24 protein-coding genes are annotated in these 24086 nt (G+C 37.5%); 17 read left to right on the top strand and 7 right to left on the bottom strand.

From position 1 onward, the window contains the following. Positions 1–330 precede the first annotated feature (330 nt). Positions 331–789 (top strand): chemotaxis protein CheX, encoded by a 459-nt coding sequence (locus MHH73_RS02140; protein WP_191813638.1) that lies wholly within the window; start codon positions 331–333, stop codon positions 787–789. Here the strand turns inward: MHH73_RS02140 and MHH73_RS02145 are convergent, their stop codons facing one another. Together MHH73_RS02145 and MHH73_RS02150 are read right to left on the bottom strand one after the other, a co-directional pair. Then, positions 790–1137, bottom strand: coding sequence for a hypothetical protein (locus tag MHH73_RS02145; RefSeq protein WP_341064317.1), 348 nt, complete (start codon positions 1135–1137; stop codon positions 790–792). Between the two features lie 142 nt (positions 1138–1279). Next, a complete protein-coding gene (locus tag MHH73_RS02150; RefSeq protein ID WP_341064320.1) occupies positions 1280–2329 on the bottom strand; it encodes a lactonase family protein in 1050 nt (349 codons plus the stop codon). Positions 2330–2601: 272 nt separating this feature from the next. Between MHH73_RS02150 and MHH73_RS02155 the strand changes: the two genes are divergently transcribed. The 6 genes from MHH73_RS02155 to MHH73_RS02180 all read left to right on the top strand — a co-directional run bounded on the left by MHH73_RS02155 (position 2602) and on the right by MHH73_RS02180 (position 7779). Next, entirely contained in the window at positions 2602–3114 is a 513-nt protein-coding gene (locus tag MHH73_RS02155) for a YbaK/EbsC family protein (protein WP_191813632.1), read from the top strand. A gap of 309 nt (positions 3115–3423) precedes the next feature. Beyond that, positions 3424–4587 carry a beta-ketoacyl-[acyl-carrier-protein] synthase family protein gene (locus MHH73_RS02160; RefSeq protein ID WP_191813630.1) on the top strand — a complete coding sequence of 388 codons (1164 nt, stop codon included), beginning with the start codon at positions 3424–3426 and terminating at the stop codon, positions 4585–4587. 1 nt (position 4588) lies between these two features. After that, the gene (locus MHH73_RS02165; protein WP_191813628.1) at positions 4589–6313 is read left to right on the top strand and encodes an ATP-binding protein; all 1725 of its coding nucleotides are present in this window, start codon (positions 4589–4591) and stop codon (positions 6311–6313) included. A gap of 123 nt (positions 6314–6436) precedes the next feature. Beyond that, complete coding sequence (locus MHH73_RS02170; RefSeq protein WP_191814010.1) at positions 6437–7024, top strand: TetR family transcriptional regulator; 588 nt, start codon at positions 6437–6439, stop codon at positions 7022–7024. Positions 7025–7105: 81 nt separating this feature from the next. Further along, positions 7106–7465 (top strand): DMT family transporter, encoded by a 360-nt coding sequence (locus MHH73_RS02175; RefSeq protein WP_191813626.1) that lies wholly within the window; start codon positions 7106–7108, stop codon positions 7463–7465. Beyond that, positions 7465–7779, top strand: coding sequence for a DMT family transporter (locus MHH73_RS02180; protein ID WP_191814008.1), 315 nt, complete (start codon positions 7465–7467; stop codon positions 7777–7779). The genes MHH73_RS02175 and MHH73_RS02180 overlap by 1 nt, the downstream gene beginning before the upstream one ends. Before the next feature lie 189 nt (positions 7780–7968). On the opposite strand, the gene cydS is transcribed toward MHH73_RS02180, so the two are convergent. The 3 genes from cydS to MHH73_RS02190 are packed head-to-tail and all read right to left on the bottom strand — an operon-like array spanning position 7969 to position 10474. Beyond that, positions 7969–8088, bottom strand: coding sequence for a cytochrome bd oxidase small subunit CydS (cydS, locus tag MHH73_RS22440; protein WP_404826086.1), 120 nt, complete (start codon positions 8086–8088; stop codon positions 7969–7971). Between the two features lie 18 nt (positions 8089–8106). Continuing rightward, on the bottom strand, positions 8107–9132 hold the full coding sequence (locus MHH73_RS02185; protein ID WP_191813624.1) for a cytochrome d ubiquinol oxidase subunit II: 1026 nt from the start codon (positions 9130–9132) through the stop codon (positions 8107–8109). Continuing rightward, positions 9122–10474 carry a cytochrome ubiquinol oxidase subunit I gene (locus tag MHH73_RS02190; RefSeq protein WP_341064333.1) on the bottom strand — a complete coding sequence of 451 codons (1353 nt, stop codon included), beginning with the start codon at positions 10472–10474 and terminating at the stop codon, positions 9122–9124. Before MHH73_RS02190 ends, MHH73_RS02185 begins: the two co-directional genes overlap by 11 nt. A 332-nt stretch (positions 10475–10806) precedes the next feature. On the opposite strand from MHH73_RS02190, the gene MHH73_RS02195 reads away from it, so the two are divergent. The 3 genes from MHH73_RS02195 (at position 10807) to MHH73_RS02205 (ending at position 15549) form a co-directional block, all read left to right on the top strand. Further along, positions 10807–11685 (top strand): YitT family protein, encoded by an 879-nt coding sequence (locus tag MHH73_RS02195; RefSeq protein WP_341064336.1) that lies wholly within the window; start codon positions 10807–10809, stop codon positions 11683–11685. A gap of 314 nt (positions 11686–11999) precedes the next feature. Next, positions 12000–14954 carry a formate dehydrogenase subunit alpha gene (gene fdhF / locus MHH73_RS02200; RefSeq protein WP_341064338.1) on the top strand — a complete coding sequence of 985 codons (2955 nt, stop codon included), beginning with the start codon at positions 12000–12002 and terminating at the stop codon, positions 14952–14954. Further along, on the top strand, positions 14947–15549 hold the full coding sequence (locus MHH73_RS02205) for a DUF1641 domain-containing protein (protein ID WP_341064340.1): 603 nt from the start codon (positions 14947–14949) through the stop codon (positions 15547–15549). The genes fdhF and MHH73_RS02205 overlap by 8 nt, the downstream gene beginning before the upstream one ends. Positions 15550–15734: 185 nt before the next feature. Here the strand turns inward: MHH73_RS02205 and MHH73_RS02210 are convergent, their stop codons facing one another. Continuing rightward, on the bottom strand, positions 15735–16049 hold the full coding sequence (locus tag MHH73_RS02210) for a winged helix-turn-helix transcriptional regulator (RefSeq protein ID WP_191813614.1): 315 nt from the start codon (positions 16047–16049) through the stop codon (positions 15735–15737). 140 nt (positions 16050–16189) lie between these two features. Here MHH73_RS02210 and MHH73_RS02215 point away from each other — a divergent pair, with 140 nt between their 5' ends. Genes MHH73_RS02215 through MHH73_RS02235 form a run of 5 tightly spaced genes read left to right on the top strand, consistent with a single transcriptional unit; the run spans position 16190 to position 20584 of the window. Further along, positions 16190–17044 carry a VOC family protein gene (locus tag MHH73_RS02215; protein WP_341064343.1) on the top strand — a complete coding sequence of 285 codons (855 nt, stop codon included), beginning with the start codon at positions 16190–16192 and terminating at the stop codon, positions 17042–17044. A 13-nt stretch (positions 17045–17057) separates the two neighbouring features. After that, a complete protein-coding gene (locus MHH73_RS02220; RefSeq protein WP_341064345.1) occupies positions 17058–18149 on the top strand; it encodes an FAD-dependent monooxygenase in 1092 nt (363 codons plus the stop codon). 19 nt (positions 18150–18168) lie between these two features. Continuing rightward, the gene (locus MHH73_RS02225) at positions 18169–18924 is read left to right on the top strand and encodes a GTP cyclohydrolase II (RefSeq protein WP_191813607.1); all 756 of its coding nucleotides are present in this window, start codon (positions 18169–18171) and stop codon (positions 18922–18924) included. Further along, positions 18917–20005 (top strand): bifunctional diaminohydroxyphosphoribosylaminopyrimidine deaminase/5-amino-6-(5-phosphoribosylamino)uracil reductase RibD, encoded by a 1089-nt coding sequence (gene ribD / locus MHH73_RS02230; protein WP_191813605.1) that lies wholly within the window; start codon positions 18917–18919, stop codon positions 20003–20005. Before MHH73_RS02225 ends, ribD begins: the two co-directional genes overlap by 8 nt. A 12-nt stretch (positions 20006–20017) precedes the next feature. Next, positions 20018–20584, top strand: a complete 567-nt coding sequence (locus tag MHH73_RS02235) for a 5' nucleotidase, NT5C type (protein ID WP_341064349.1) — start codon at positions 20018–20020, stop codon at positions 20582–20584. Positions 20585–20981: 397 nt separating this feature from the next. On the opposite strand, the gene MHH73_RS02240 is transcribed toward MHH73_RS02235, so the two are convergent. Beyond that, complete coding sequence (locus MHH73_RS02240; protein WP_191813601.1) at positions 20982–21425, bottom strand: hypothetical protein; 444 nt, start codon at positions 21423–21425, stop codon at positions 20982–20984. Between the two features lie 101 nt (positions 21426–21526). Here MHH73_RS02240 and MHH73_RS02245 point away from each other — a divergent pair, with 101 nt between their 5' ends. Further along, on the top strand, positions 21527–22831 hold the full coding sequence (locus MHH73_RS02245; RefSeq protein ID WP_318245470.1) for a D-serine ammonia-lyase: 1305 nt from the start codon (positions 21527–21529) through the stop codon (positions 22829–22831). After that, a complete protein-coding gene (locus tag MHH73_RS02250) occupies positions 22831–24030 on the top strand; it encodes an alanyl-tRNA editing protein (RefSeq protein WP_341064352.1) in 1200 nt (399 codons plus the stop codon). The genes MHH73_RS02245 and MHH73_RS02250 overlap by 1 nt, the downstream gene beginning before the upstream one ends. The last annotated feature ends 56 nt before the right edge of the window (positions 24031–24086 follow it).

Raw genomic sequence — 24086 nt, forward strand, 5'->3', positions numbered from 1 at the left:
AATAAAGCGTTCCTTTACTCATTACCTTCAATTGTTTGTTTTCGATAAATAGGATTCTTACTTCATTGACTTAGAGTCACCCTTTCGCATTTAATAATATTATCATACTTAAATGGATAGAAATTGTCAAAGTTATGTGTTTTAATGTTTGTTGAAAAGGGAATAAAATAAGTTAGATTTTATTGATCCATTCATGTCTTAATTTAAAATAGTTATTTTCACTCATGCACTTTCGGTTTTATCTTGTCTTTTTTAATGGAAAATATAGCAAAAAAACCAGGTGTAATATACTATGATACTATCAACTATTTTGATGTGGGGTGACCGGCAATGGAAAAGGTCTTACAGGATAAAGAAAAAATGAACCTTTTATTAAAAGGTGTCCAGACTTCAATTGGACAGCTAATTCCCATGAATCATGAATTAGTGAGCAGGTCTGAGCTAGAAGGTTCATTCCTTGTTCGATATGGGGTATTCATCGGTTTTTCAGGGGACATATCCGGTAAATTGTTCATTGGTGGTGATCGTTCACTTTTTTCGTTGCTGGGAGAATCTATGTTTGGAGTGGAATTAGAAGGTGAAATGTTAACATCTTTCAGTGGAGAACTAGGGAATATGATTGCTGGTGGTTCAGTATCAGCCATTGAAGGGAAGGGAATAGAAGTAGATATTACCTCCCCGACAATATTGGATGGTCATAGCTTTATATCAGGGTATACGAAAGGGTATATTCTTACATATAACTTACCAGATCATGTGGAACTTTTTGTCCATGTTTTAATTGATTAACTATTGTTGATACGATAAGTATTCATATTCATCTAATGGAGTGGCTTTAATGACTTCCTGCTCGTCGTTTCTATAAACCTCGAATTGTTGATATTTTTCAACAATGACATCATCTTTATAAACCGTGTCCACTAATTGCAGTTCTAACGTAGGGACTAACCCATCAAGTTCCGTTTCATCAACGGTTTGACTTACTTCTTCGCTGTCATTATTCTCATTAATAACCGGAAAATAGGGATACTTACTTTCTCTTTCGTTCTCATGGTGGAGGATTGAATTAGGGGATTCGGCTAAGGAAACAAAGCAAATAATGATGGCTACTCCAACTAGATAAACAACTTTATTCATCATTTCTCCTCCTTAAATAGTCTCCTATCTTAGCTTATGCATGTCCTATTAATGATAGAACGTTAATAAAGTCATTGCCTATTTATAGAGGGCATAACAAAAAAAGGGCTATTCATTAGTAGAATGCCCCTTTTTATTGCACTTATAGGTGCTGAGGTAAAAACTTCACACAAACTGGTTCAGGGACAGAAACATTTTGTTGCAATAATTGAAGGTACCCTGATTCAGTGTCTCGTTTAAATAGTGTTAGATTATTTGATCGTTCATTGGCTGCAATTAAGTATTCTTCTGTTGGGTCTAATACAAAGTCACGTGGCCAATCTCCATATGTCGATGCATGAGCAACAAAGGTTAAATGCAAACGGTCTTCTGCAACTGCAAATATCGCAATTGAATTATGGCCTCTGTTACCAGCGTATAAAAATTTGCCGTCTTGAGAAAGATGGATGGCGCTGCCTTGGTTGTTTGCTGAAAAATCCTCAGGTATCGTCTTATAATAAGAAGCTTCTTTCAATTCTCCTTTCTCGGCGTCATATTGAAGTGTAATGATTTCTGAGCTAAGTTCAGTCATGCAGTAGGCCCATTTCCCATTGGGATGAAAGGTGATATGTCTTGGCCCAGAGCCTGGCTGTGTGGCTAAAGTAAAATGGGTGGTGAGTTGATCCCCATCTCTATGATATAGAATGATTTCATCTGCTCCTAAATCGACGGCGACGACATACTTCTCATCCGGTGTGAGTCCAGCAAAATGAGTATGTGGTTTTTCTTGGCGCTCATGTGGTCCCGAACCATGAATTTCTTTTGTAGTTAGAAGGTTTTTAATTTCCCCGTTTTGTAGTCCATAATAGTCAACCGTTCCTTTATGATAATTGGCACTCAATAAGTATTGACTCTTTTGATCTAAACTTACATGACAAGGCGAGGCACCTGGTGAAAGATGTTTATTTAATAAAGTGAGCCCATGATGTCTGTTGTTTAACTCATAAGCGGCGACACCGCCTAAATCTCCTTCTTTCATTACAGCGTATAGATGTGATTGATTCGAACTGACCGTTAAATAAGTTGGGTTTTCAAGTTTTGCAGCAAGTTCGATATTTTTAATTTGATTATCCTCTAATTGGAATGAGTAAATGCCTTGGCTATCCTTTTTCGTATAGGTACCAACATAGCCCGTGTAAGTAGTTGGTGTCATAAGTATTCCTCCATCATTTTATGTATAGCCTTACTGTATCATATTTGCACATGAGATTGAAAAGCAGACATAAGGAAAAAATGTTGTTGGAAAGGGAGGGATCGAGTTAAAGGTATGGGAAGGGGAAAGTAGAAAAAAGTAATAGATTGTATCCCAAACAACCTGATTTTAAGATTTGTATGTTTTTTGAATTTTTAACAAATACATTTGCTTTTACTTGTTAAAGAATGTTATCCTTTTACATTATATTGACAGGAGGCCGCGGAAGAATTATGTCACTTGAAAGTGTTAAAGCTCACTTAGAAAAATACGGTAGAGATAAAGATATATTGGAGTTTGATACGCCGAGTGCAACTGTTGATCAAGCTGCCGAAGCAATTGGTGTTATTCCAGCGAAAATTGCTAAAACTCTCTCTTTTAGAGGTGAGGGAGAAAAAGCTCTACTAGTTGTTGCTGCAGGTGATGCAAGAATAGATAATAAGAAATTTCGTCATACATTTGGAATGAAAGCGAGAATGCTCTCAGCTGAAGAAGTGCTTGACCATACAGGGCATATGGTAGGCGGTGTCTGTCCATTTGGATTGGCAAAAGAAATGAATATCTTTCTTGATGCATCCCTAAAGCGTTTTGAAATGGTGTATCCAGCATGTGGTAGCATAAACTCAGCAATTGAACTAACTTGTGAGGAATTATATCAATATGCAGGGGCAAAACAATGGGTGGATGTAACAAAAGATTGGCATGGTGAGGCTCGAGAACAAACTGCGGCTACAACGGAAAATTGATTGTATATGATGTAATGGGAGACGGAGAGGTACTTGCCTAACAAAGGTTGGTACTTTTTTTATGTAGAAAAGAATTCGAATGATGAAGTGATGCCTCCATTGGAGAATCTTAACAATTCGCAAAGTTAATAAGGTGAAAAATAGTTTTATTTCTTTTTTTAGATAAAAAGACCTAAATTTACTTCGTGTTCTTATGTTACTATAGTACTATTCGTGTTGTGTGAACGGGTTTAGTCATGAATGAAACGTATCTTATTTTCTAGATTAATAGTAAGATAAAGGTGTATATATGCAAAAGGGGTTGCATTTATGGGAGTTGTTGTCACTGGAATGGGATTGATTGGCCCAAACATTACATCAATCAAAGATTTTTCAAATATATTAAAAGATAAAAAAACGATATTAAATAGAGAAGAATTTAAAGGTGAGCACATTTTTACTGGCAGAGTAAAAGGGGATGAAATGAGCTACCCGTATTTAAATGCGCATAAATTACCAAAGTCAGCGCAAATGCTCCTACATGCAACAGATCGGGCAATAGAAATGGCGCAGATTCAACCGAGAGATTATGCAACTGCTATCATTGTTGGCTCTTCTGGTGGTGTAATAACAGAGGTTTTTAACCATTCAATAAAGTTACACAAAGGGAAAAGGATGAGTCCGTATGCCATTGGGAATATGAATGGCCATACATTGGCGAACTGTTTAAGTACTTTCTTGCAAATTGAAGGTCCAACCTTTTCTTTAGCAAATAGTTGTACATCTAGTTTAGACGCCATTCATATGGCTAAAATCCTTCTGCAGGCAAATGAGGTAGATGTGTGTATTGTCGGTGGGGTAGACTCTACCATTAACGATTTAGTATTGTCTGGTTTTCTGCCACTGAAAATTATGCAAACGGGAGAGACATTCATGGGTCCCTTTTCAACAGGCGAGGGTTTTGCTATGTCTGAAGGTGCAGGGGTATTAGTATTGGAATCAGAGGAAGTTGCGGTTAAACGAGAAAAAGAGATAATAGGGTATTTAACGGAATCTAGTATGTTCCAATCCGCTTATTCCTCTTACATTGCTGATCCAGAAGGTCGGGCAATGGTTAAGGCTGTAGAAAGAACGATTAAGAAAGGGATGCCGACTTATATTAATAGTCAGGCGTTAGGATCCCAATTAAACGATGATATTGAGGCAATGGTTTATGGAGAGTTTTTTGTAGATAAAGGCGTGCCGATTACTTCTATAAAGGGGAATGTTGGTCATGCGATGGGAGCATCGGGCATGTTTCAAGTAATGGCCGGTTTAATTAGTATACAGGATCAGTTTATTCCGCCAACCGTCAGAGTAGATGTTGGTAAGTATGAGCAGCTTCCGGTTGTTGATGAAGTGATGCATTGCCCAGTGGAACAAGTACTTGTTACTTCACAAGGCTATGGTGGAAACAATCATGCTGCCCTTTTCTCTAAGGTAAGGATGACATAAGATGGAGTTTGTTTTATTATTAACTGTTTCTTTCATCCCCTTATTTATTTCTGTATCGATCTTATTCTATTCTAAAACCTCCTTAACAAAAGCTTTGTCCATTTTCCTCTTACTATTGTCGTTTTGGCAAATGGATATTGCCTTTCTTTATGCTGAACAGTTTCTGTCTTTACAAGTGATTGATTTGTTGTTCCGGATTTTAAGGATGGGTCCGATTTTCATTATGCCAACGATGTATTATTTTTCTTACTATTTAGTAAAAGAAAATCCTTTTTTGCATCGATTTGGGATAATGTTTAATAAATCGGGCATGTGTTTAGTTATGATGATTAGTATCATTACGTATTTGATAAACTTTACTTCACTTGGAGTCGAATCTTACAGATTTGTTGAAGCGGGGGACATTTCACCTGCCCATTGGATTCCTATTTATGGTCCTTTGAATTTTACGTTTATCATTAATGTTTTACTTGTTTTTATTAATTGGTTTTTCCTGTTTATTGTCACATTACATTTAAAAGGTGTTTATTATAGAAGCTTTTACTTACAATTAGTCATAGCAGCAATGATTATTTTTATTAATGGTGTTATTAGTGGTTTTTCTTTTGCTCCGCTTTATTTCTCTAGTTTTAACTCAATCATTGCAGCCTTAATTTTATTTTTAGGTTTTTTTCAAATGCAATCGCAAAGAATTCGCAATATCAATATTGAGTTAATTAAACAGAGTGAGCTATTAGAAGAAATCATGGATATTAATCCCAATTATTTGCTTGTTACGGGTAGTGATCAGCGAATTGTGAAGGTGAATCGCTCCTTTTGTCAATTATTTAATGAGAGAGAACATACTTTATTAGGGAAAAAAATATCTACACTTATACACTTTTTGCCAATGATTGCATATGGGTTTGAACAACCTTACCGCTATACAGATTATAAAGGAAAAAATTATTATATTCAGTGGGGAATGAAGCAGCTATATCAAAATTCTGGTCAATCGTTCACCATCTTTTTTGGTAATGATGTAACAGAGCAGAAGAAGAATGAGCAGTTGCTTCTTTCATCAGAGAAAATGAAAGTCATTGGTGAAATGGCTGCGGGTGTAGCGCATGAAATAAGAAATCCATTAACAACGATTCGTGGTTTCATACAATTGTTAAGAGAAAGAAACCCTGACTCGACCTATGAGAGAATTCTTATTGAAGAAATTGATCGGATTAATCAAGTATTAAAAGAATTACTAATTTTAGGGAAGCCTGAAGCTAAATCTGATGAACTAGCTTCTGTTGAACCATTTGATGCAGTTGATGAAGTGAAGAATATTAACCTTCTATTCAATGCCATGGCGACAGAGGAAGGGAAGAAAATCCAACTTACTAACAAATTAATGCAAAAGCAAAATATAATGATGGATAAATCTCATTTCAAACAAGTTATGATTAATATTATTAAAAATAGTTTGGAAGCCATTCGTGAAGGTGGTAAGGTTAAAATTGTTTTAGATGAGCACAAAGAGTATATCCGTATTCGCGTCATGGATAATGGAGAAGGAATCTCTAAAGAAAGATTAGCTAGGATTGGCGAACCGTATTTCACAAGTAAAGAAAAAGGAAACGGCATTGGCTTAACGATTTGTTTTAAAATAATGAGCGAAAATAAAGGGAAAATGTTTGTAAAAAGTAAAGAAAGATATGGAACAGTTGTAACAATGCTTTATAAAGCAAACTAAAAAATCCGAGGGCAAATGGAGGTAGTTGAATATCCTTTGTCTTCGGTTAGAAGCTTTTAGAAATTGACATTTCCATAAAATCACTTTAAAATGAATGATATTCAGTCATATTTAAGGAGTTTGATAATGGATAAAAAAGAGCGTATTGTACATGCAGCAATTGAAGTTTTTCAAGAAAAGGGTATAGAAAAAACTAAAATTGCAGATATTGTCAAACTAGCAGGTATTGCTCAAGGGACATATTATTTGTATTTCCCATCGAAACTTTCTGTTATGCCGGCAATTGCAGAAGTGATGGTAGAAAAATTAATTGCCAGAGTACATCATGAAGTAAATAGTGAAGCGATATTTGTTGATCGATTAAAGCAACTGGTGGATAGCATCTTTTTATATACGAGTGAGTATCGAGAAGTGCTTGCTTTAGTATATGCTGGCCTTGCTTCTAGCGAACATATTCGTCAATGGGAGACGGTTTACCAACCATTTTACGAGTGGATTAGTCATTTTTTGCAGACGGCTAAAGAAGAAGGAGTCGTACGTTCCAATCTTAACATAGAAAGTACAGCAAAGATTTTGATTGGATTAGTGGAATCGGCAGCGGAGCAAATTTACTTGTATGATCACACAGATGAAGACAAAGCAAAGCAACAAAAAGAAGAAGTGCTAACCTTTTTAAAATGCGGTTTAGGATATCAACCTTCTGCTAATTAACTTATGATTTTTGGAATCTAAAAAAATCTCACCAGTGGTGGGTTTTTGATTAAAAAATGACTGAAATTCAGTCAGTTGGAGATGAGAAAGATGAATCAATCTTGGGTTTATGTTATTTTAACGTGTTTATTTGAACTAGTTTGGGTTTTTGGCTTTAATACAGCGTATCTTTGGTGGCATTGGGTCCTTGTAGTCGCTGTGATTTTATTAGATTTTCACTGTTTATCAAAAGCATGTGAGAATCTACCAACTGGCACCGTTTATGCTATTTTTGCCGGAGTTGGTACTGTAGGGACGTCTTTAATGGATGTTTTTCTCTTCAATGGAGAAATGGGGTTAGCGAAAATAGTCTTTATTTTATTCATTTTAGTTGGTGTTATCGGTTTGAAGCTAGCTGATAATCAAATAGAAGAACATAGTAGGGAGGATCAAGTAGCATGATGGGCTGGATTCTTGTGCTTTTAGCAGCAATAAGTGAAATTACTGGTGTCATTGGGTTAAAAAAATATAGTGAACAAAAAACAATTCGGAATGCTGTCATATATATGGGCGGATTTGGAATATCCTTTGCGCTACTGTATGCCTCCTTTCAATATTTACAAGTGAGTATTGCTTATACGGTATGGATTGGGATTGGTACAGCAGGGGCTGTTTTACTTAGTATGTTCCTATTCGGCGAACCAAAAAGTAAAAAACGTATCATCAGTGTATTGTTTATCATTGTCGGCGTCATTGGTTTGAAGGCGACTTCATAATATCGGTGCAAGGAGGAGGAAAGGGATTTGGGGATTATAACCCTTTGGGTGCGCATATAAAAATGCGCACCCAAAGGAGTAATGACTGTGCGGGGGAAATTCTATAAGCAACTTTTCCCCTTTTTTCGCCTTTATTTTACTAACCAATGTAAGTGAAGCCAGAGTGAAATAATTTGATCCATTGTATGTCTACAAACGATTATCTTTATGGTTAACCACTGATCGATCATATAAAGCAACGCGAAAGCCGATGATAATGGATAATAAGATAACAATAAACGGCGCATAAAAAATAATAAATGAACTCATCTAAAATGATCTCCCTTCTTAAACATGACTATCATTTCGCCCTTCTACATACTCCTTATTAAATAAGAAAAGCCGCAATAAAAGATAGAGCGATGGTAGTAGCAAACCTAAACCGGCTATAAAGGCAATGATTAAAGCGATTGCCATAGCTTCATTTGTGAAACTATCAAATATTGATAAATGGGGATACAGTAGATACGGATAATGTGAAATACCATAAGCAAAGAAGGCAAGGTAATATTGTCCGCATAATAAAGTGAATGCAAGTCCATAATTTTTTCTCTTATATATGAGGATAAACGTCCCTATGAAAAATAGTACAGACAATGCAAACATCCACCATAAATCAAAAAGTCGTTCAAAATGCTCTGGGTTGTGGAACTTTAACTCAACGATGATCCCAATTGCTGTAATGAGGGAGGGTATGGCCCATATTAATGCATATTTCCTCAATAAAGTAGTTGCCTCTTCGTCCTTGGCATAATGGGCATACCATGTTAAGAAAACAGCTGAGATATAAAGAACTGCCGTGATACTGAGTACAACAATGCTCCAGGTTAGTGGGCTTGTGAACAGGGAGGCTATATCCAACACAGGTCCATTTTGTTCGATTGAAATAAAGCCGCCTTCAGAGATGGTAAAGACAATCGAAAGCGAGGCCGGTATCAATAAGCCAGATAATCCATAAACGTATGTATACCTCTTAGGCATACGCTTTCCATATGTTGAAAAAGCATAATAAGAACCACGAATCGCTAATAAAATGGTGGCTAAGCTAATCGGCACTAACAGAGTGGTCCCATAATAATAAGCTGTTTGTGGAAAAAACCCAACGATACCGACAAAGAAAAAGACGAGAAATACATTGGTGACTTCCCATACCGGGGATAAGTAACGTTGAATAATTTTATTTAAAATATGTTGATTGCCTCTATATAAGCTGTAGGCATTAAAAAATCCTGCGCCAAAATCAATAGAGGCAACAATCACGTAACCGAACAAAAACAGCCAAAGTACAAAAATACCGATTATCTCAAGAGTCAAAAGTGTCACCGCCTTTTTCTATTTTTCGATCAGCTAATTCTTGTTCAACCGTGTTTCTTTTGAACATACTTGTGAGTACGTAAATACTTCCTGCACCGAGCAAGAGATATAAACAGGCAAACAGAACAAGCATCCAGCCTACATGTTCATTGCTCGTTGCCGCTTCAGCTGTTCGCATTAATCCATGGAGAATCCAAGGCTGTCTACCTACTTCTGTGAACCACCACCCCACTTCAATGGCGATCATTGAAAGTGGTCCGGAAAGCACCATTGTCCATAAAAACCATTTGGCATGGATAAAGGACCAATTCCTCATCAGCCCAATAATATACAGTAGGGCAATGAAAATAAGGAGCATACCTAAAGTCACCATAATATCGAATAAATAATGAATATATAAAGGTGGCGTAACATCTTCATCAAACTGATCCAAACCGATGACTTCGGCAAATGGATTGCTGTGTGCAAGTATACTTAAAGCGTAAGGAATACGAATCGCATACTTAATCTCTTCACCATCTAATACACCATACAGAATAAGAGGCGCATTTTCTTCTGTTTCAAAATGCCACTCGGCAGCGGCAAGCTTCTCCGGTTGATATTCTGCTAAATATTTTCCAGCGAAATCACCTAAAAGGACGGTGGTGATGGAGAAAACGAGTGCGAGTTTTAAAGTTAGATAAAGTGCTTTTTTATGATAGAGATGGGTTGAACCTCTAAGCATACGATAAGCAGCAATACTAGCAAGTATAAACGCTGAAGTCATATATGCCGTACTTAAAACATGTGCCACCTTTGTCGGCATAGCTGGATTAAACATGGCTAGCAATGGAGAAATATTAACAAGCTGTCCATTGACAATATCAAACCCTTGTGGTGAATTCATAAAGGCATTGACCACAGTAATAAACACTGCCGAAAATGAAGCACCTAAAGCAACAGGGATTAGCAATAGTAAATGTTTTTTTTGATTTTCAAATCGATCCCATGTATATAAGTAAATACCAAGAAAGATCGCCTCAAAGAAGAAAGCAAATACTTCCATAAATAATGGAAGAGCAATAATATGTCCTACTAGTTCCATAAAGCGTGGCCAAAGAAGAGAAAGCTGCAAGCCGATAGCAGTTCCTGTTACAACGCCAACTGCTACGGTAATGACGAATCCTCTTGCCCAGCGACGAGCCAGTAATATGTAATGATCATCTTGCTTTTTAATTCCGATCCATTGGGCAATCATAATCATTAGTGGGATTCCTACACCAATAGTTGCGTAAATGATATGGAAAGTTAATGTTAACTCTGTCAAAGCACGGCTAAATAAAACACTTTGTTCACTAGCCAATTGAATCCCTTCTTTCGTTATTTTCTTTTATATTTAGTGGAATAAGCGCCCTAGGATGGATAAGCCGAGAATAAAGGCGATTGAAAAGGCTAAGAAAATAAGCTTTGTCTCCTGTTTTTTATACATTTTTGTCTCCTCCTTTATTTCAAACTAAGTTTGCCCATAATATGGGATATTATTAAGAATCAGACAGAAACTTTGTTATAAAGGATGAGAATAATTAAGTTATAATAGAAGTAACTGTTTTTAGGGGTAAATTTTTCGTTAGAAAGGGATGATAGGAAATTTATTCTATCTATGTATCAATTTGAAAAAGTAAAGAGGAGATTATGATGGAAACAAAAAGTAAAAAGAAAAGTAAACAAAATATATTAAAAATGGTGATGAGATGTCTGATTGTCATTATAGGTGGTTTTATCGCTGCTTATGGACTAGAGGCGGTCTTGATTCCTAATAATGTATCAGATGGAGGCGTTACGGGTATCAGTATTGTAGGTTCGCAACTATTTGATATCCCATTAGGTGTTTTAATCGCAATTCTTAATATACCTTTTGTTTGGTTAGGTTATAAACAAATTGGTAAAACATTTGCCATTTATTCAATTATTGGTATTGCTTCTTTAGCTGCAGGTACAAGCCTTATGCATCATATACCAGTCATTATTCAAGGTGATACACTCCTTGTCACAGTTGTAGGTGGGATTATTCTTGGTTTTGGTATGGGGTTAGCTTTACGTAATGGTGGGGCACTTGATGGCATCGACATGCTTGCTGTGCTACTTTCACGAAAACTCCCATTCGGAACAAGTGATTTAATTCTATTCCTGAATTTGTTTGTCTTTATTATTGTTTCTACTGTATTTGGTCTGCAGGGCGCGTTCTTATCTGCGATTGCTTATTTTATTGCAAGTAAAGTGATACATATTGTTGAAGAAGGTTTAAGTGGTTCGAAAACATTTAAGATCATTACAATAGAACCAGTCACTATGGTAGAAACCATTCGCGACCGTCTTGGACGTAGTGCAACGTACAAAGAAGCGTATGGCGGTTATTCACATGAAAAGTTCATCGAAATTACTTGTGTCATTAACCGTTTAGAGGAAAGCAAAATGAAAGAAATCATTTCGGAAATTGATGAAGAGGCATTCGTCACTGTTTACGATGTAGCAGAAGTTAAAGGTGGAAGTTTTAGGAAAACGAACATTCACTAATTCATTTTTTTTTACTCATCCTTAACCAAACTTGACCGTTTGGGGGGATGAGTTTTTTCGTTTTAGAAATAAAATAAAAGAAATTTCAGTGAAAAAGTACCCTACATAAATGAGAATTCTTAATATGAACGGATCTTCTATATAGAGTATGACAATTTATATCGTATTTAAGTAATTGATTAAGAGAAGGCTAGTTGATTATAACGCTTTTAATTAACGGAAAATTATAAAAACATTACGCTGTTTATGCAGGGAATGAAAGGGTAAAAGGGAAAATAGTAGATAGGTAAATAAAGGATTAAGGGGGGCTCATCGTGACAGAGAAGTTTGAGGTCACAGTTAATGGCGAAGCAACCAGTGTGAGTAATCAGAAGTCGGTCATGCAACTATTAAATACAGAGAATATAGACATACCATCACTTTGTTATCATCCTAGTTTAGGAGCTATTGGAACTTGTGACACTTGTATTGTGAAAGTAAATGGCGAATATGTTCGTTCGTGCTCTACGACCATACGGCCAAATGATGAAATTGAAACAGTAGGTGAGGATATCCATGAAGCACAGATCATCGCCATGGATCGGATTCTGGGTAATCATGAATTATATTGCACAGTTTGTGACTTTAACAACGGTAATTGCGAAATACATAATACCGTCAAAGAAATGAAGATTTCTCATCAAGAGACTGATCATACACCAAAAGATGCAGAGGTACAAAGAAATGCGTTTTATCGCTATGATCCTGATCAATGTATCCTTTGCGGTAGATGTGTCGAAGCATGTCAAAACTTACAAGTGAATGAAACGTTAACAATTGATTGGGATTTAAAACGACCACGAGTAATCTGGGACAAGGATTCACCGATTGAAGAATCATCATGTGTAAACTGTGGTCATTGTTCAACTGTTTGCCCTTGTAATGCCATGATGGAAGTAGGGATGGAAGGAGAAGCCGGATTCTTAACCGGTGTGAAACAACAATCTCTTCGTCCGATGATTGAACTAACGAAGAATATTGAAACAGGTTATGATTCCCTTTTAACCATTTCAGATATTGAAGCAACTATGCGAGAAGAAAGAATCAAAAAGAATAAGACAGTCTGTACATATTGTGGTGTTGGCTGTTCGTTTGATGTGTGGACAAAAGGAAGGCAAATATTAAAAGTAGAACCACAGGAAGAAGCACCAGCAAATGGTGTGTCAACTTGTGTGAAAGGCAAATTCGGGTGGGATTTTGTTAATAGTGAAGAACGATTGACCAAGCCATTAATAAGAGATGAAGAAGGTTTCAGAGAAGTGGAATGGGAGGAAGCGCTTACTTTTATTCGCTCAAAAATGACTGATATAAAAACGAATCATGGTCCTGATTCATTAGCTTTTGTTTCCTCTTCTAAATGTACAAATGAAGAGTCCTATTTAATGCAAAAGTTAGCGAGAGCTGTCATCGGGACAAATAATGTGGATAATTGTTCACGTTATTGCCAATCTCCAGCAACAAAAGGACTTTGGAGAACAGTAGGTTACGGAGGCGATTCCGGTAGTATTAGTGATATTGCCCAAGCCGAATTGATCATTTCTATTGGCTCCAATACAGCAGAATCCCATCCTGTTTTGGCGACAAGAGTAAAACGAGCGCAAAAATTAAACGGTCAAAGAGTGATTGTGGCTGATATACGGAAGCATGAATTAGCTGAACGAGCAGACCTTTTCGTTCAACCTGCTCCGGGCAGCGACCTCGTTTGGCTTTCAGCAGTCACAAAATATATAGTCGATCAAGGCTGGCATGATGAAGCGTTCTTAGCTGCGCACGTCAATGATGTAGAAGTTTTCTTCGAAAGTTTAACGCCTTATACATTATCATATGCTTCTGAAGTGACGCACTTATCAGAAGAAGAGCTCATCTCAATCGCTGAACGAATCCATGAAGCAAAAACAACATCTATCCTTTGGGCGATGGGTGTGACACAACATGGTGGAGGCAGTGACACAAGTACAGCTATCTCTAATTTGCTCCTTGTAACAGGGAATTATATGAAACCAGGTGCAGGTGCTTATCCACTTAGAGGTCATAATAATGTGCAAGGAACAAGTGATTTTGGCAGTATGCCAGATCGTTTCCCTGGTTATCAATTTGTAACCGATGAAAATGTAAGACAACGTTTTGAGAAGCATTGGGGTGTAGACCTCCCTAGTGAGCCGGGGTTAAATAATCAAGAGATGGTTGAAGCCATCCATGAAGGGAAATTAAAGGCTTTATATATAAAAGGCGAAGATATGGGTATTGTTGATACGAATATAAATCATGTACAAGCAGCTTTTGAAAAACTAGATTTATTTATTGTGCAAGATATCTTTTTCTCTAAAACATGCCAATATGCGGATGTTGTCTTACCAGCAAGCCCTAGTTTGGAGAAAGAAGGAACATTTACCAATACTGAAAGAAGAATTCAACGGTTATATAGAGTAATGGAACCGTTAGGTGATTCTAAGCCAGATTGGGAAATTATTATGGCTATTGCTAATCAACTAGGTGGAAATTGGAACTATAAACATCCCAGTGAGATTATGGATGAAGTCGCCTCCCTTACCCCGTTAATGGCTGGAGTCAATTATGATCGTTTAGAAGGCTATAAAAGTTTACAATGGCCAGTAGCAGCAGATGGCAAAGATACTCCTCTTTTGTTCACAGATGGATTTCCACTTCCAGGTGGGAAAGCTATTCTCCATCCAGTGAAATGGACACAACCGCTCGCTTTCACGGGAGAATATGATATTCATGTCAACAATGGTCGACTGCTAGAACATTTTCATGAAGGCAATATGACTTACAAGTCTAAAGCAATTTCCGGTAAAACACCTAATGTCTTTCTGGAGGTGTCCGACCAATTGGCAGCAGAAAGAGGGATCAAAGATGGCACGAAGGTCAGGTTAACTTCTCCATATGGCAGTGTGAAAGTAAGCTGTCTCGTCACTGATCGAGTTAAAGGTAAGCAAGTTTATCTACCAATGAATACATCTGGAGAAGGCGCTATTAACTATTTAACTAGTTCGCATACAGATAAAGATACAGATACACCTGCATATAAAGAGATCTCAGCAAAGCTTGAGGTGATAGAAGAAGATGGCGAATCTCCACTACCACGAAAGAATCATCGTTTCGGCACACCTCAGCCGCAAGTAGGTGTGAATGTTGAAGGGAAATGGCGGAGAAGTGACTATATTTTCCCTGGAGATCTTGTGAGGGAGAGGAGGAGGAACCATGGCTAAAGCAACAACTGTCATTCGTAAAATAGAAGTGTCGCCTGAAGAACAGAGGAAGAAGGAATTAAAGGAATTAGAAGATAGTATTGTAAATAACCGCCAAGCAATCATTGATTCTATTCATGTAATACAAAGAATCCACGAAAAAGGCATCCTTCATATCGTTGAAAGTATGCTTGGGCAGAGTGACAAAATTCTCGACCGTGTCGTCTTATCACTGGATCATCCTGAAGTGACAGGATCAATTAAAAATGCGTTCCTTCTTCTTGAAGTCTTGGGAAAAATGGATTTAAAGGAATGGGAACCGATGATTGATAAAGTAAATACTGCACTCACCCGCATGGTAGAAGTTCAACAATCAGATAAGGAAAAAAAGGAGGGTACCATGCTATCTATGCTAAGGGACACAGAGGTGAGGGAAGGGATGAGTATTTTACTTGCTTTTGTGAAGGGACTTGGTTCAAAAAGTGAGGGTAAGGAAGAGAAAGAGGTAGAGAAAGGCAAACAAAATTCCGAGAGCCGCAAGTTTAATAAGAATTGGCTCTTGTTTATAGGTGGAGCAGCAGTGATGTCTATCCCGTTATTTATAAAAAGAAAATAAAAAAATTAAATTCCGGCCGTTGCGCCGGGATTTTTTTGGAGAAAATAGTGATGATGCCTCTGCTAAGAATAAAATGACCACAAGATGACTCAAAAACCACCTATGTGGGCAAAAGGCATTGCCCACATAAGTGATTTCCGATGAAAAGACCCCTATAGATATGCTATATGGGGATTTTGTCATTCTTATTCAGCTGGCAACCATTCTTGCGACCACTTCTCTATTTCGCGTAAAACGGGCTCTAAGGCCATTCCTTGGTCTGTTAGCGAATACTCTATTCTTACGGGCGTTTCTGGGTACACCTCTCGTTTAACAATACCTTGTTGTTCAAGGTCCTTTAATCTTTCGGACAAAACTCTACCGCTAATGCCCATCGAAGACTCTAATGTACAAAAGCGTTTAGGTCCTGTTAATAGTTGGTAGATTACTAGACCAGTCCAACGCTGGCTCATGATACTCATGGCTTTTTCGAATCGAGGACATATCAGTGCTTGATTCAAAATGGTCACCCCTATTCGATGATTTCCTTATATTATTACAATACATGATTATTGTACTTGACACAAGTAGTTAACAAAAATATAATTACTTACATAAAGTAACTAGCATAACGAAAAGACAAGTAAAGGGGTCGATGCAAATGAATAAGTTTCATGCAGAGCCAAATATTTACGCACAAAAAATAGATCTTAAAGTAACAGATTTACAAACATCACTAAAATTCTATCAAGATATATTAGGTTTCCAAGTATTGCATCAAAGCAAGCATGAAGTGTCTTTATCAGCTGATGGGAATCAAACTTTAGTGCAATTACATGCGCCAGAAGGTTTGCAGAAAAAAGAGCTGAGAAGAACAGGGTTATATCATTTTGCTATCTTGCTTCCAACGAGAAATGATTTAGCCAAGATCATTCGCCACTTTATTAAAGTGAATTATCCTTTACAAGGGGCGTCAGATCATGATGTGAGTGAAGCCCTTTATTTAGCTGACCCAGACGGAAATGGCATTGAAATTTACGCTGATCGCCCAAAAACGTCTTGGGACTGGAGGGGCGAAGAAGTTGTAATGGGCACCAATGCCTTAGATGTTCAAAGTATTATGAGTGAATGGGACGGTAATGAGTGGAGTGGTATGCCGAAAGAAACAATTATGGGGCATATTCATTTACATGTAAATAATATAGAAGAAGCAAAGACTTTTTACTGTGATGGTTTAGGGTTTGAAGTAGTTACTCATTATGGTAATCAAGCATTGTTTATTTCTACTGGGAAGTACCATCATCATATTGGCTTAAATATTTGGAACGGAACCATGGCTGTAGCACCTTCAGCCAATAGTGTTGGGATGGCTTTCTATACGCTCGTTTTCCCGAAAAATAAGCTTGAACAGGCTGTTGAAAGACTGCAAGCGATGAATATTGAGGTCGTGAAGCAAGCGGACAGTTATATGGTGAGTGACCCTGCTGGAAATAATATTAAGTTAGTCGTTGAATAGAAAGGTGAACCTTATGGATGTTAACTACGATGTATGTATTGTTGGTGCCGGGCCTGGCGGCGCATTATTAGGATATTTATTAGCGAAAAATGGCATCAATGTCATCGTGCTAGAACGTAATGAAAATATGGATAAAGAATTCAGAGGAGAACATTTAAATCACTTAGGTGAAAATGTACTGAAAAAGTATCAATTGTTTGACCAAGTCAAACAATTAGGTATATTGCCGATGGAAGGTATAGAGTACTGGCGAAACGGGAGAATTCTTAGGACGGTTTCTCCGGCACCGGATGAAAGACATGTTGGCATTCATGTACCGCAAAAGCATTTATTATCCGTCTTATTAAAAGAATCTTTACAGTTCTCCACCTATCGACTATTAACAGGCACAAGGGCTACTGAATTGATGATGTCAGATGGGAAAGTTAAAGGGGTCAGAGCGAAAAGGAAAAATGGAGAAGAAATAACGATTCACTCCTCCATTGTTATTGGTTCAGATGGTAGGCATTCAACGATCAGAAAGCTTGCTAAAATTCCATTTGAAAAAATTGAACATGATTATGATTTACTTTGGGCAAAATTCCCCGCACCAAAAAACTGGCAACCCGTTATACGACAAGGCTTAGTAATGGATCATCAATTAGCGCTTTTTACACAAACGAATTCTTTCATTCAAGTGGGATGGAATATAGATAAAGGTGCTTTTGCAGAAATTAGGAAACAACCAGTGGAAACATATGTAGAAAAGTTAATTCAGGCATTTCCAGATTTACAACAATCTGTGTTAAAGTATATTCAATCGTGGCAGGATTTTATTTTACTAAATGTACAAAGTTGTCGTTGCCAAACTTGGGTCAAGGATGGCTTAGTATTAATGGGAGACGCAGCTCATACGATGAGTCCCACAGGTGCATTTGGCTTGAATAGTGCCTTGATTGATGCAGAAACATTATATCCAACGATAGTTAAAGCTTTAGCGGCAAACGATACAAGTGCAGCATGCTTAAATGAGTTTGAAAGATATAGAAGAACGGATATTGAATCACTACAATTAGAGCAACAAAAGATGGAGGCCTCATACAGAGAGCAGTTTGTCTCTGCCTGAGTCTTAGGGGGGAAAATAGATGAACCAAATTAATCTAGAAACAAGAGCAATTGAAATATTAGAAAAAAAGATTCAGAGAATTGATCGAGGTGATCGTTCTGTTTATTTAGTAGGACCGATACGCTTACCTGTAAACCTAGATGGAGAAACTGTGCATTTCAAATGGTATTGTTGGTTAGACAGTGCTGAAATGATGGAAGATACTAGCAAGGTAGTTGCTCACTTATCTTCTGCTAACCTTGCTGATTCACAGCAATCGAGTGTCCTTGTATACGGTGATTTTGAGGAAAGTGAAGATGCCTTGGTCCGTTTTCACTCGATTTGTCATACCGGAGATATTTTTGGTAGCAAACGGTGTGATTGCGGATATCAACTCAAACAATCTATGAAAATGATGGTGGCAAATGGTTCGGGAGCATTGTTTTACTTAGCTAATCATGAGGGAAGAGGGATAGGTTTATTTAGTAAGGCAATGGCTTATGTGCTGCAGGAAAATGGTTATGATACCGTCGAGGCAAATGAAGAGCTTGGCTTTGTGGATGACTCTCGTAAATATGATGAAGCAATTGCTGTATTACAACAATTGAGGAAGAAGCCTATTACATTAATCACGAATAATCCTAAAAAGCTAGATGCACTAACAGATGCAGGAGCCTTATTAGTTGGCCGTACACCGCTATGGGGGGATATCTCTGATTTTAATGAAAAGTATTTGCAGACAAAGGTATTAAAATCCGGGCATCTTCAGGCAGAAGAGGTGTCGAGAGATGAGTAATGATCAGTTTTACATGGAGTTAGCACTGCAAAATGCCAAAGCGATGAAGGGGCAAACAGATCCGAATCCGCTTGTAGGTGCCGTGATTGTTAATAACCAGCGGATTGTGGGTATCGGCGCACATATGAAAGCAGGCGAACCACATGCAGAAATTCATGCGCTCAATATGGCAGGCGATCAAGCAAGAGGAGCGACGATTTATGTCACTCTGGAACCTTGCTCTCATCATGGCCGAACGGGTCCATGCGCGGAGGCGCTTGTTCAAGCGGGGATTAAAAAATGTGTCATTGCTTCATTGGACCCCAACCCGATTGTAAGTGGGAATGGAGTAAAAATATTAGAAAAAGCAGGTATCGAAGTAGTAATTGGCGTTTGTGAACAAGCGGCTAGAGAGATAAATGAGGTATTTAATCATTATATAACTGCTGAGCGTCCATTTATTACATTGAAATCAGGTGTTTCATTGGATGGTAAAATTGCGACCCATACTGCTAGTAGTAAATGGATTACATCAGAAGAAGCAAGATTAGATGTACACCAGTTAAGAAGTAGCAATCAAGCGATTTTAGTTGGGATTGGAACGGTGTTACATGATGACCCAGCTTTAACGGCTAGAATACAAAATGGTAGAAATCCTATTAGACTTGTGTTAGATTCATCTTTACGTATCCCTATGGAAAGTCAGCTTGTTAATGATGGGTTAGCGCCAACATGGATTTTTACTGGTAATCACTATGATCATGAGAAGAAAGCACAGTTAGAAGAAAAGGGTATTCGTCTTTTCCATACATCAACAGAAAAAGTCAGCATCGTTGAAGTAATGACTATGTTAAAAGAAGAGCAGATTGCTTCTGTTCTAATTGAAGGTGGCGGAAATGTCAGTGCGTCCTTTTTAGAGGCTGGTTATATTGATAAAGTAGTCATTTATTTAGCGCCTAAGTTAGTTGGCGGAAAAGAGGCCCCAACCTTTTTAGAAGGTAATGGTGTAACTCTTATGAGTGATGCGATAGAATTAGAGCATGTAACGGTGACTCCTATTGGCAAAGACTTTAAGTTTGTTGGATATCCTACTAACAAATAAAGGACTGAAATGATGAGGTTTGGTTTTGATATTGATGATACTTTAATCGATTTAAGAGGACATGCATTAAGTATTTATAATCGGAAATTAAAGAAGGCCGTTGAACCGTCTGCACTTCAACAATTAAATACGCTTGAAATCCATTCATTATATGATTTGACTGATGACGAAGGTTTCAAAATGTGGAATCAACATCAAGAGGAAATCTTTTTTACGAATTGTAAGGCTTTTCCTGGTGCACTAGAACTTTTACAGAAACTGGCGGAAATGGGGCATGAAATCTTTTATATTACAGCAAGAGGTGCGGATTATTGCCAGCAAACGAAGGTTTGGATGAAGCAATTCGGTTTTCCAATTGAAGAAGGTCATTTTTTCTGTGGAATGAAGGATCACGAAAAAGTGAATATTATTAAAGACCTTCAGCTAGATTATTATGTCGACGATAAACCACAAATATTGCAAACACTTAAAGAGACAAAGGTTACATGTTTGTTAAAGGACCAATCATACAACCAAGCGGCTTGTGATTGGGAAAGAATAAAAGACTGGCAAGTGTACTTAAGAAATACCGACCAATAAAAAACTGACTCAGATTGTCGTATACGTACGACAATATAGAGTCAGTTTTTTTATTAGTGTAAGCATCACATGGGAATAAGGAAAGTGGTGGAAACTGATTGCGAAATATGATAGGTGCTTCGTATCATTAAAAATATCTTGATCCGACGCCGAGGCTTCAAGACGTTGGTTTTTTTGCATTGGCTAAAAAGTGATTGGTTTGATGAAAAAGTGGAGGGGAGTTTTGCGTAATTGGAAAATGAATTAATCGAAATCGTAGTATTACTTTGTGGAACAGATTAGCTCCCGCCATTAATGGGGAGATTCAGTACAGAAAAATCGTTCACAAAAGGGCTGTAACACAAGATAGGGACAACTCTTTGTGAATCAATTTTTCCTTGATGTTAGTAAAATACCTTTACTTCACTTTATCTACTAAAGGTTGTTCAGATGATTGAGTCATGGCGATGAATCCATTAACAATTAATATGTATATAGGGTAAAGCATGACACAAATAAGAATGATGGTACTGGTAACTGGGTTAGGTGCTTCGATTGTCATTGAAAACGGTAAGAATAGTGCAGTGATAAGCATCAAGATGGAAAAGAAAGGAATCCATGTTATGCTGGTAAAAAACCTTATTTTTTTATGGTGCAGCCATTTTGTAGTTAAATGAAAAATATAGGCAGTGCCTAATAGAAGAATAATCAAAATAAGTGTATTACTAATAATGATAACCATACTGACATTTATGCCTGTCCATCGACTGATTCTATTAACATTGCTCGAAAGTAGGATGGGGAAATAAGCGATGAGTGCATAAAATAGGCTCAGCAGATTCATTTTTTTAAATGTAGTCATGGGGATTCTTCCTTTCTGGAGTTTTACAATTACACTCGACAAAACCACTAAAGTTCCGCCAAAATAAGGATAAAGCGTAATAATAAGAAGGTGTATAGGATATGATGAATAATCAAATACAACAGTTATTAGCAAATGATCCACTTATTAAAAAGTTAGTAAAATATGAACCATTATTATGGTTGAATCAACAATATGATTCTACGATTCGTGGTTCTTTATCAATTGTCCATGTTGAAGACGCAATAAAACGTTTAGAAAGGTTTGCTCCATATATTGCGAAAGCTTTTCCTGAAACAAGCAAGCAGAAGGGTATCATTGAATCTCCTCTACTCACATTGTTCAATATGAAGGAAAAACATGTAAATGTCAAAGGAGACTTACTGCTAAAGGCAGATAATGAACTTCCTATATCTGGATCTATTAAAGCCAGAGGTGGGATATATGAAGTATTAAAGCATGCAGAACACCTTGCTTTATCTGAAGGGATTCTAAACCTTACTGATGATTATAGCAAATTATTTAATGAGCAGGCATTTTTTTCACAGTATAGTATAGCTGTTGGTTCTACAGGTAATCTTGGTTTAAGTATCGGCATAATGGGTGCCAAACTTGGTTTTCGCGTGTATGTACATATGTCGAGTGAGGCGAAAAAGTGGAAGAAGGATTTGTTGAAGCAAAAAGGTGTACAAGTCATCGAGCATACTTCAGATTTTAGCGCGGCCGTAGCTGAAGGGAGAAGACAAGCAGAGAGCAATCCGACCATGTATTTTATAGATGATGAACATTCTGAGCATCTTTTTCTTGGCTATGCAGTGGCTGCTTTTCGTCTGAAAAAACAGCTAGAAGAAAAGCAAATCAGCATTGGTCAAGATCATCCATTATTTGTCTACTTACCTTGTGGGGTAGGTGGGGGGCCAGGGGGCATTACCTTTGGTTTGAAGCAGGTCTTTGGTGAGCATGTGCATTGCTTCTTTGCTGAACCGACACACGCACCTGCTATGTTATTAGGTTTACGGACAGGCTTGCATGAGAAGATTTCAGTACAGGATATTGGAATCGAGTTGAAAACAGAGGCGGATGGACTTGCAGTTGGGCGCCCCTCTCAATTGGTTGGTCATATGTTAGAAAAAGCGATAAGTGGTGTTTATACTGTTTCGGACCGTGAGTTATATGAAATGATGCATTTTCTAAAGGATGAGGAGGATATGTTCTTGGAGCCTTCAGCCTTAGCGGGGTTTTTAGGTCCGAAAAAAATTCTTGAATCAAAGTACTCTGAACAAGTTGGTATCACTAATATGAGTGAAGCTACTCATCTCGTATGGGGGACAGGTGGTAGTATGGTCCCTGAAGAAATACAACGTCAATACTTACATTTCGCAAAAAAGCTGGGGGGAATAGACTAATGAATTTCACGAAAAAGTTATTTTATGATGATGCTTATATACAAACATTTACAACAAATATTTCGCAGGAAGGTAAAGATACAGAAGGTAGCTACGTCGTGTTAGAAGAAACGGCATTTTATCCAAGCGGTGGTGGGCAACCTGCTGATAAGGGATGGTTAAATGGTGTAGAGGTAATAAATGTTGAAGAAAAAGAGGGTGAGATTAGGCATTATTTGGCGCAGTTGTTAGACAAGGGAGAGAAAGTCGATGGTGAAATAAATTGGCACCGTCGCTTCGATCATATGCAGCAGCATGCAGGTCAGCATATTCTTTCAGCTGCATTTGCTGAAACGTTTCAATTTCAAACGATTAGCTTTCACTTAGGGAAAGAAATTGTTTCAATAGATTTGGATATTGAGGATGTAACGGATGAAGAACTCGAGCGGGTGGAAAATGTTGCGAATCAAATCATTCTTGAAAATAGAGCAATAGAGACAGTGTGGGTAGAGAAAGAAGATCTTTACAAGTATCCACTCCGCAAAGAAACATCGGTCTCTCAGCATATTCGCTTAGTGATTATTCCATCATTTGACTATAATGGCTGTGGCGGTACACATCCTTCTTCGACTGGTGAAGTAAGTGCGATTAAAATTCTCGGAACAGAGAGACATAAAAAGAAAACGCGAATTTACTTTGTTTGTGGTGGAAGGGTATTACAGCAATTGCATGAGAAAAATAATGTTTTGAAGGAAGCAACCAAGTTATTAAGTGCACCTGAGGAAGACGTAGCGCAAACAATTAAGAAGCTTTTATTGGATATGAAAAGCCTACAAAAGCAATTAGAAGGAAATAGAGAACAACTTTTGCAATTTGAAGCACATCAATTAATGACTACAGCAAAGGCAATCGATGACCGCTTGGTTGTTGGTAAGGTTTTTGTTGATCGTTCAATCAGTGAATTGCAATGGATGGCCAAATGGATGACAGCAGAGAAAGATAATAGTCTTATCGTGTTTATTAATGAAACGGAAACGAAGCTACAATGTATTTGTGCGAGTGGAACGCAAGTGGACTTTAGCATGAAGGAAATATGTAGCAAGTTGCTCCAAGAGATAAAAGGTAAAGGTGGCGGTAATCAAACTTTTGCTCAAGGTGGCGGGGAGCGCAGTATAGAGGGAAAAGTCCTGCTAGACAAGGCGCTTTCATATGTTATATAATCTAACATAAATAAGACGAAATTAAAAAAAATATTAAGAAAAATATTGAAAATTGA

Origin of the sequence: Cytobacillus sp. FSL K6-0265, assembly GCF_038003465.1 — a bacterium.
Lineage (GTDB): Bacteria > Bacillota > Bacilli > Bacillales > Cytobacillaceae > Cytobacillus > Cytobacillus stercorigallinarum.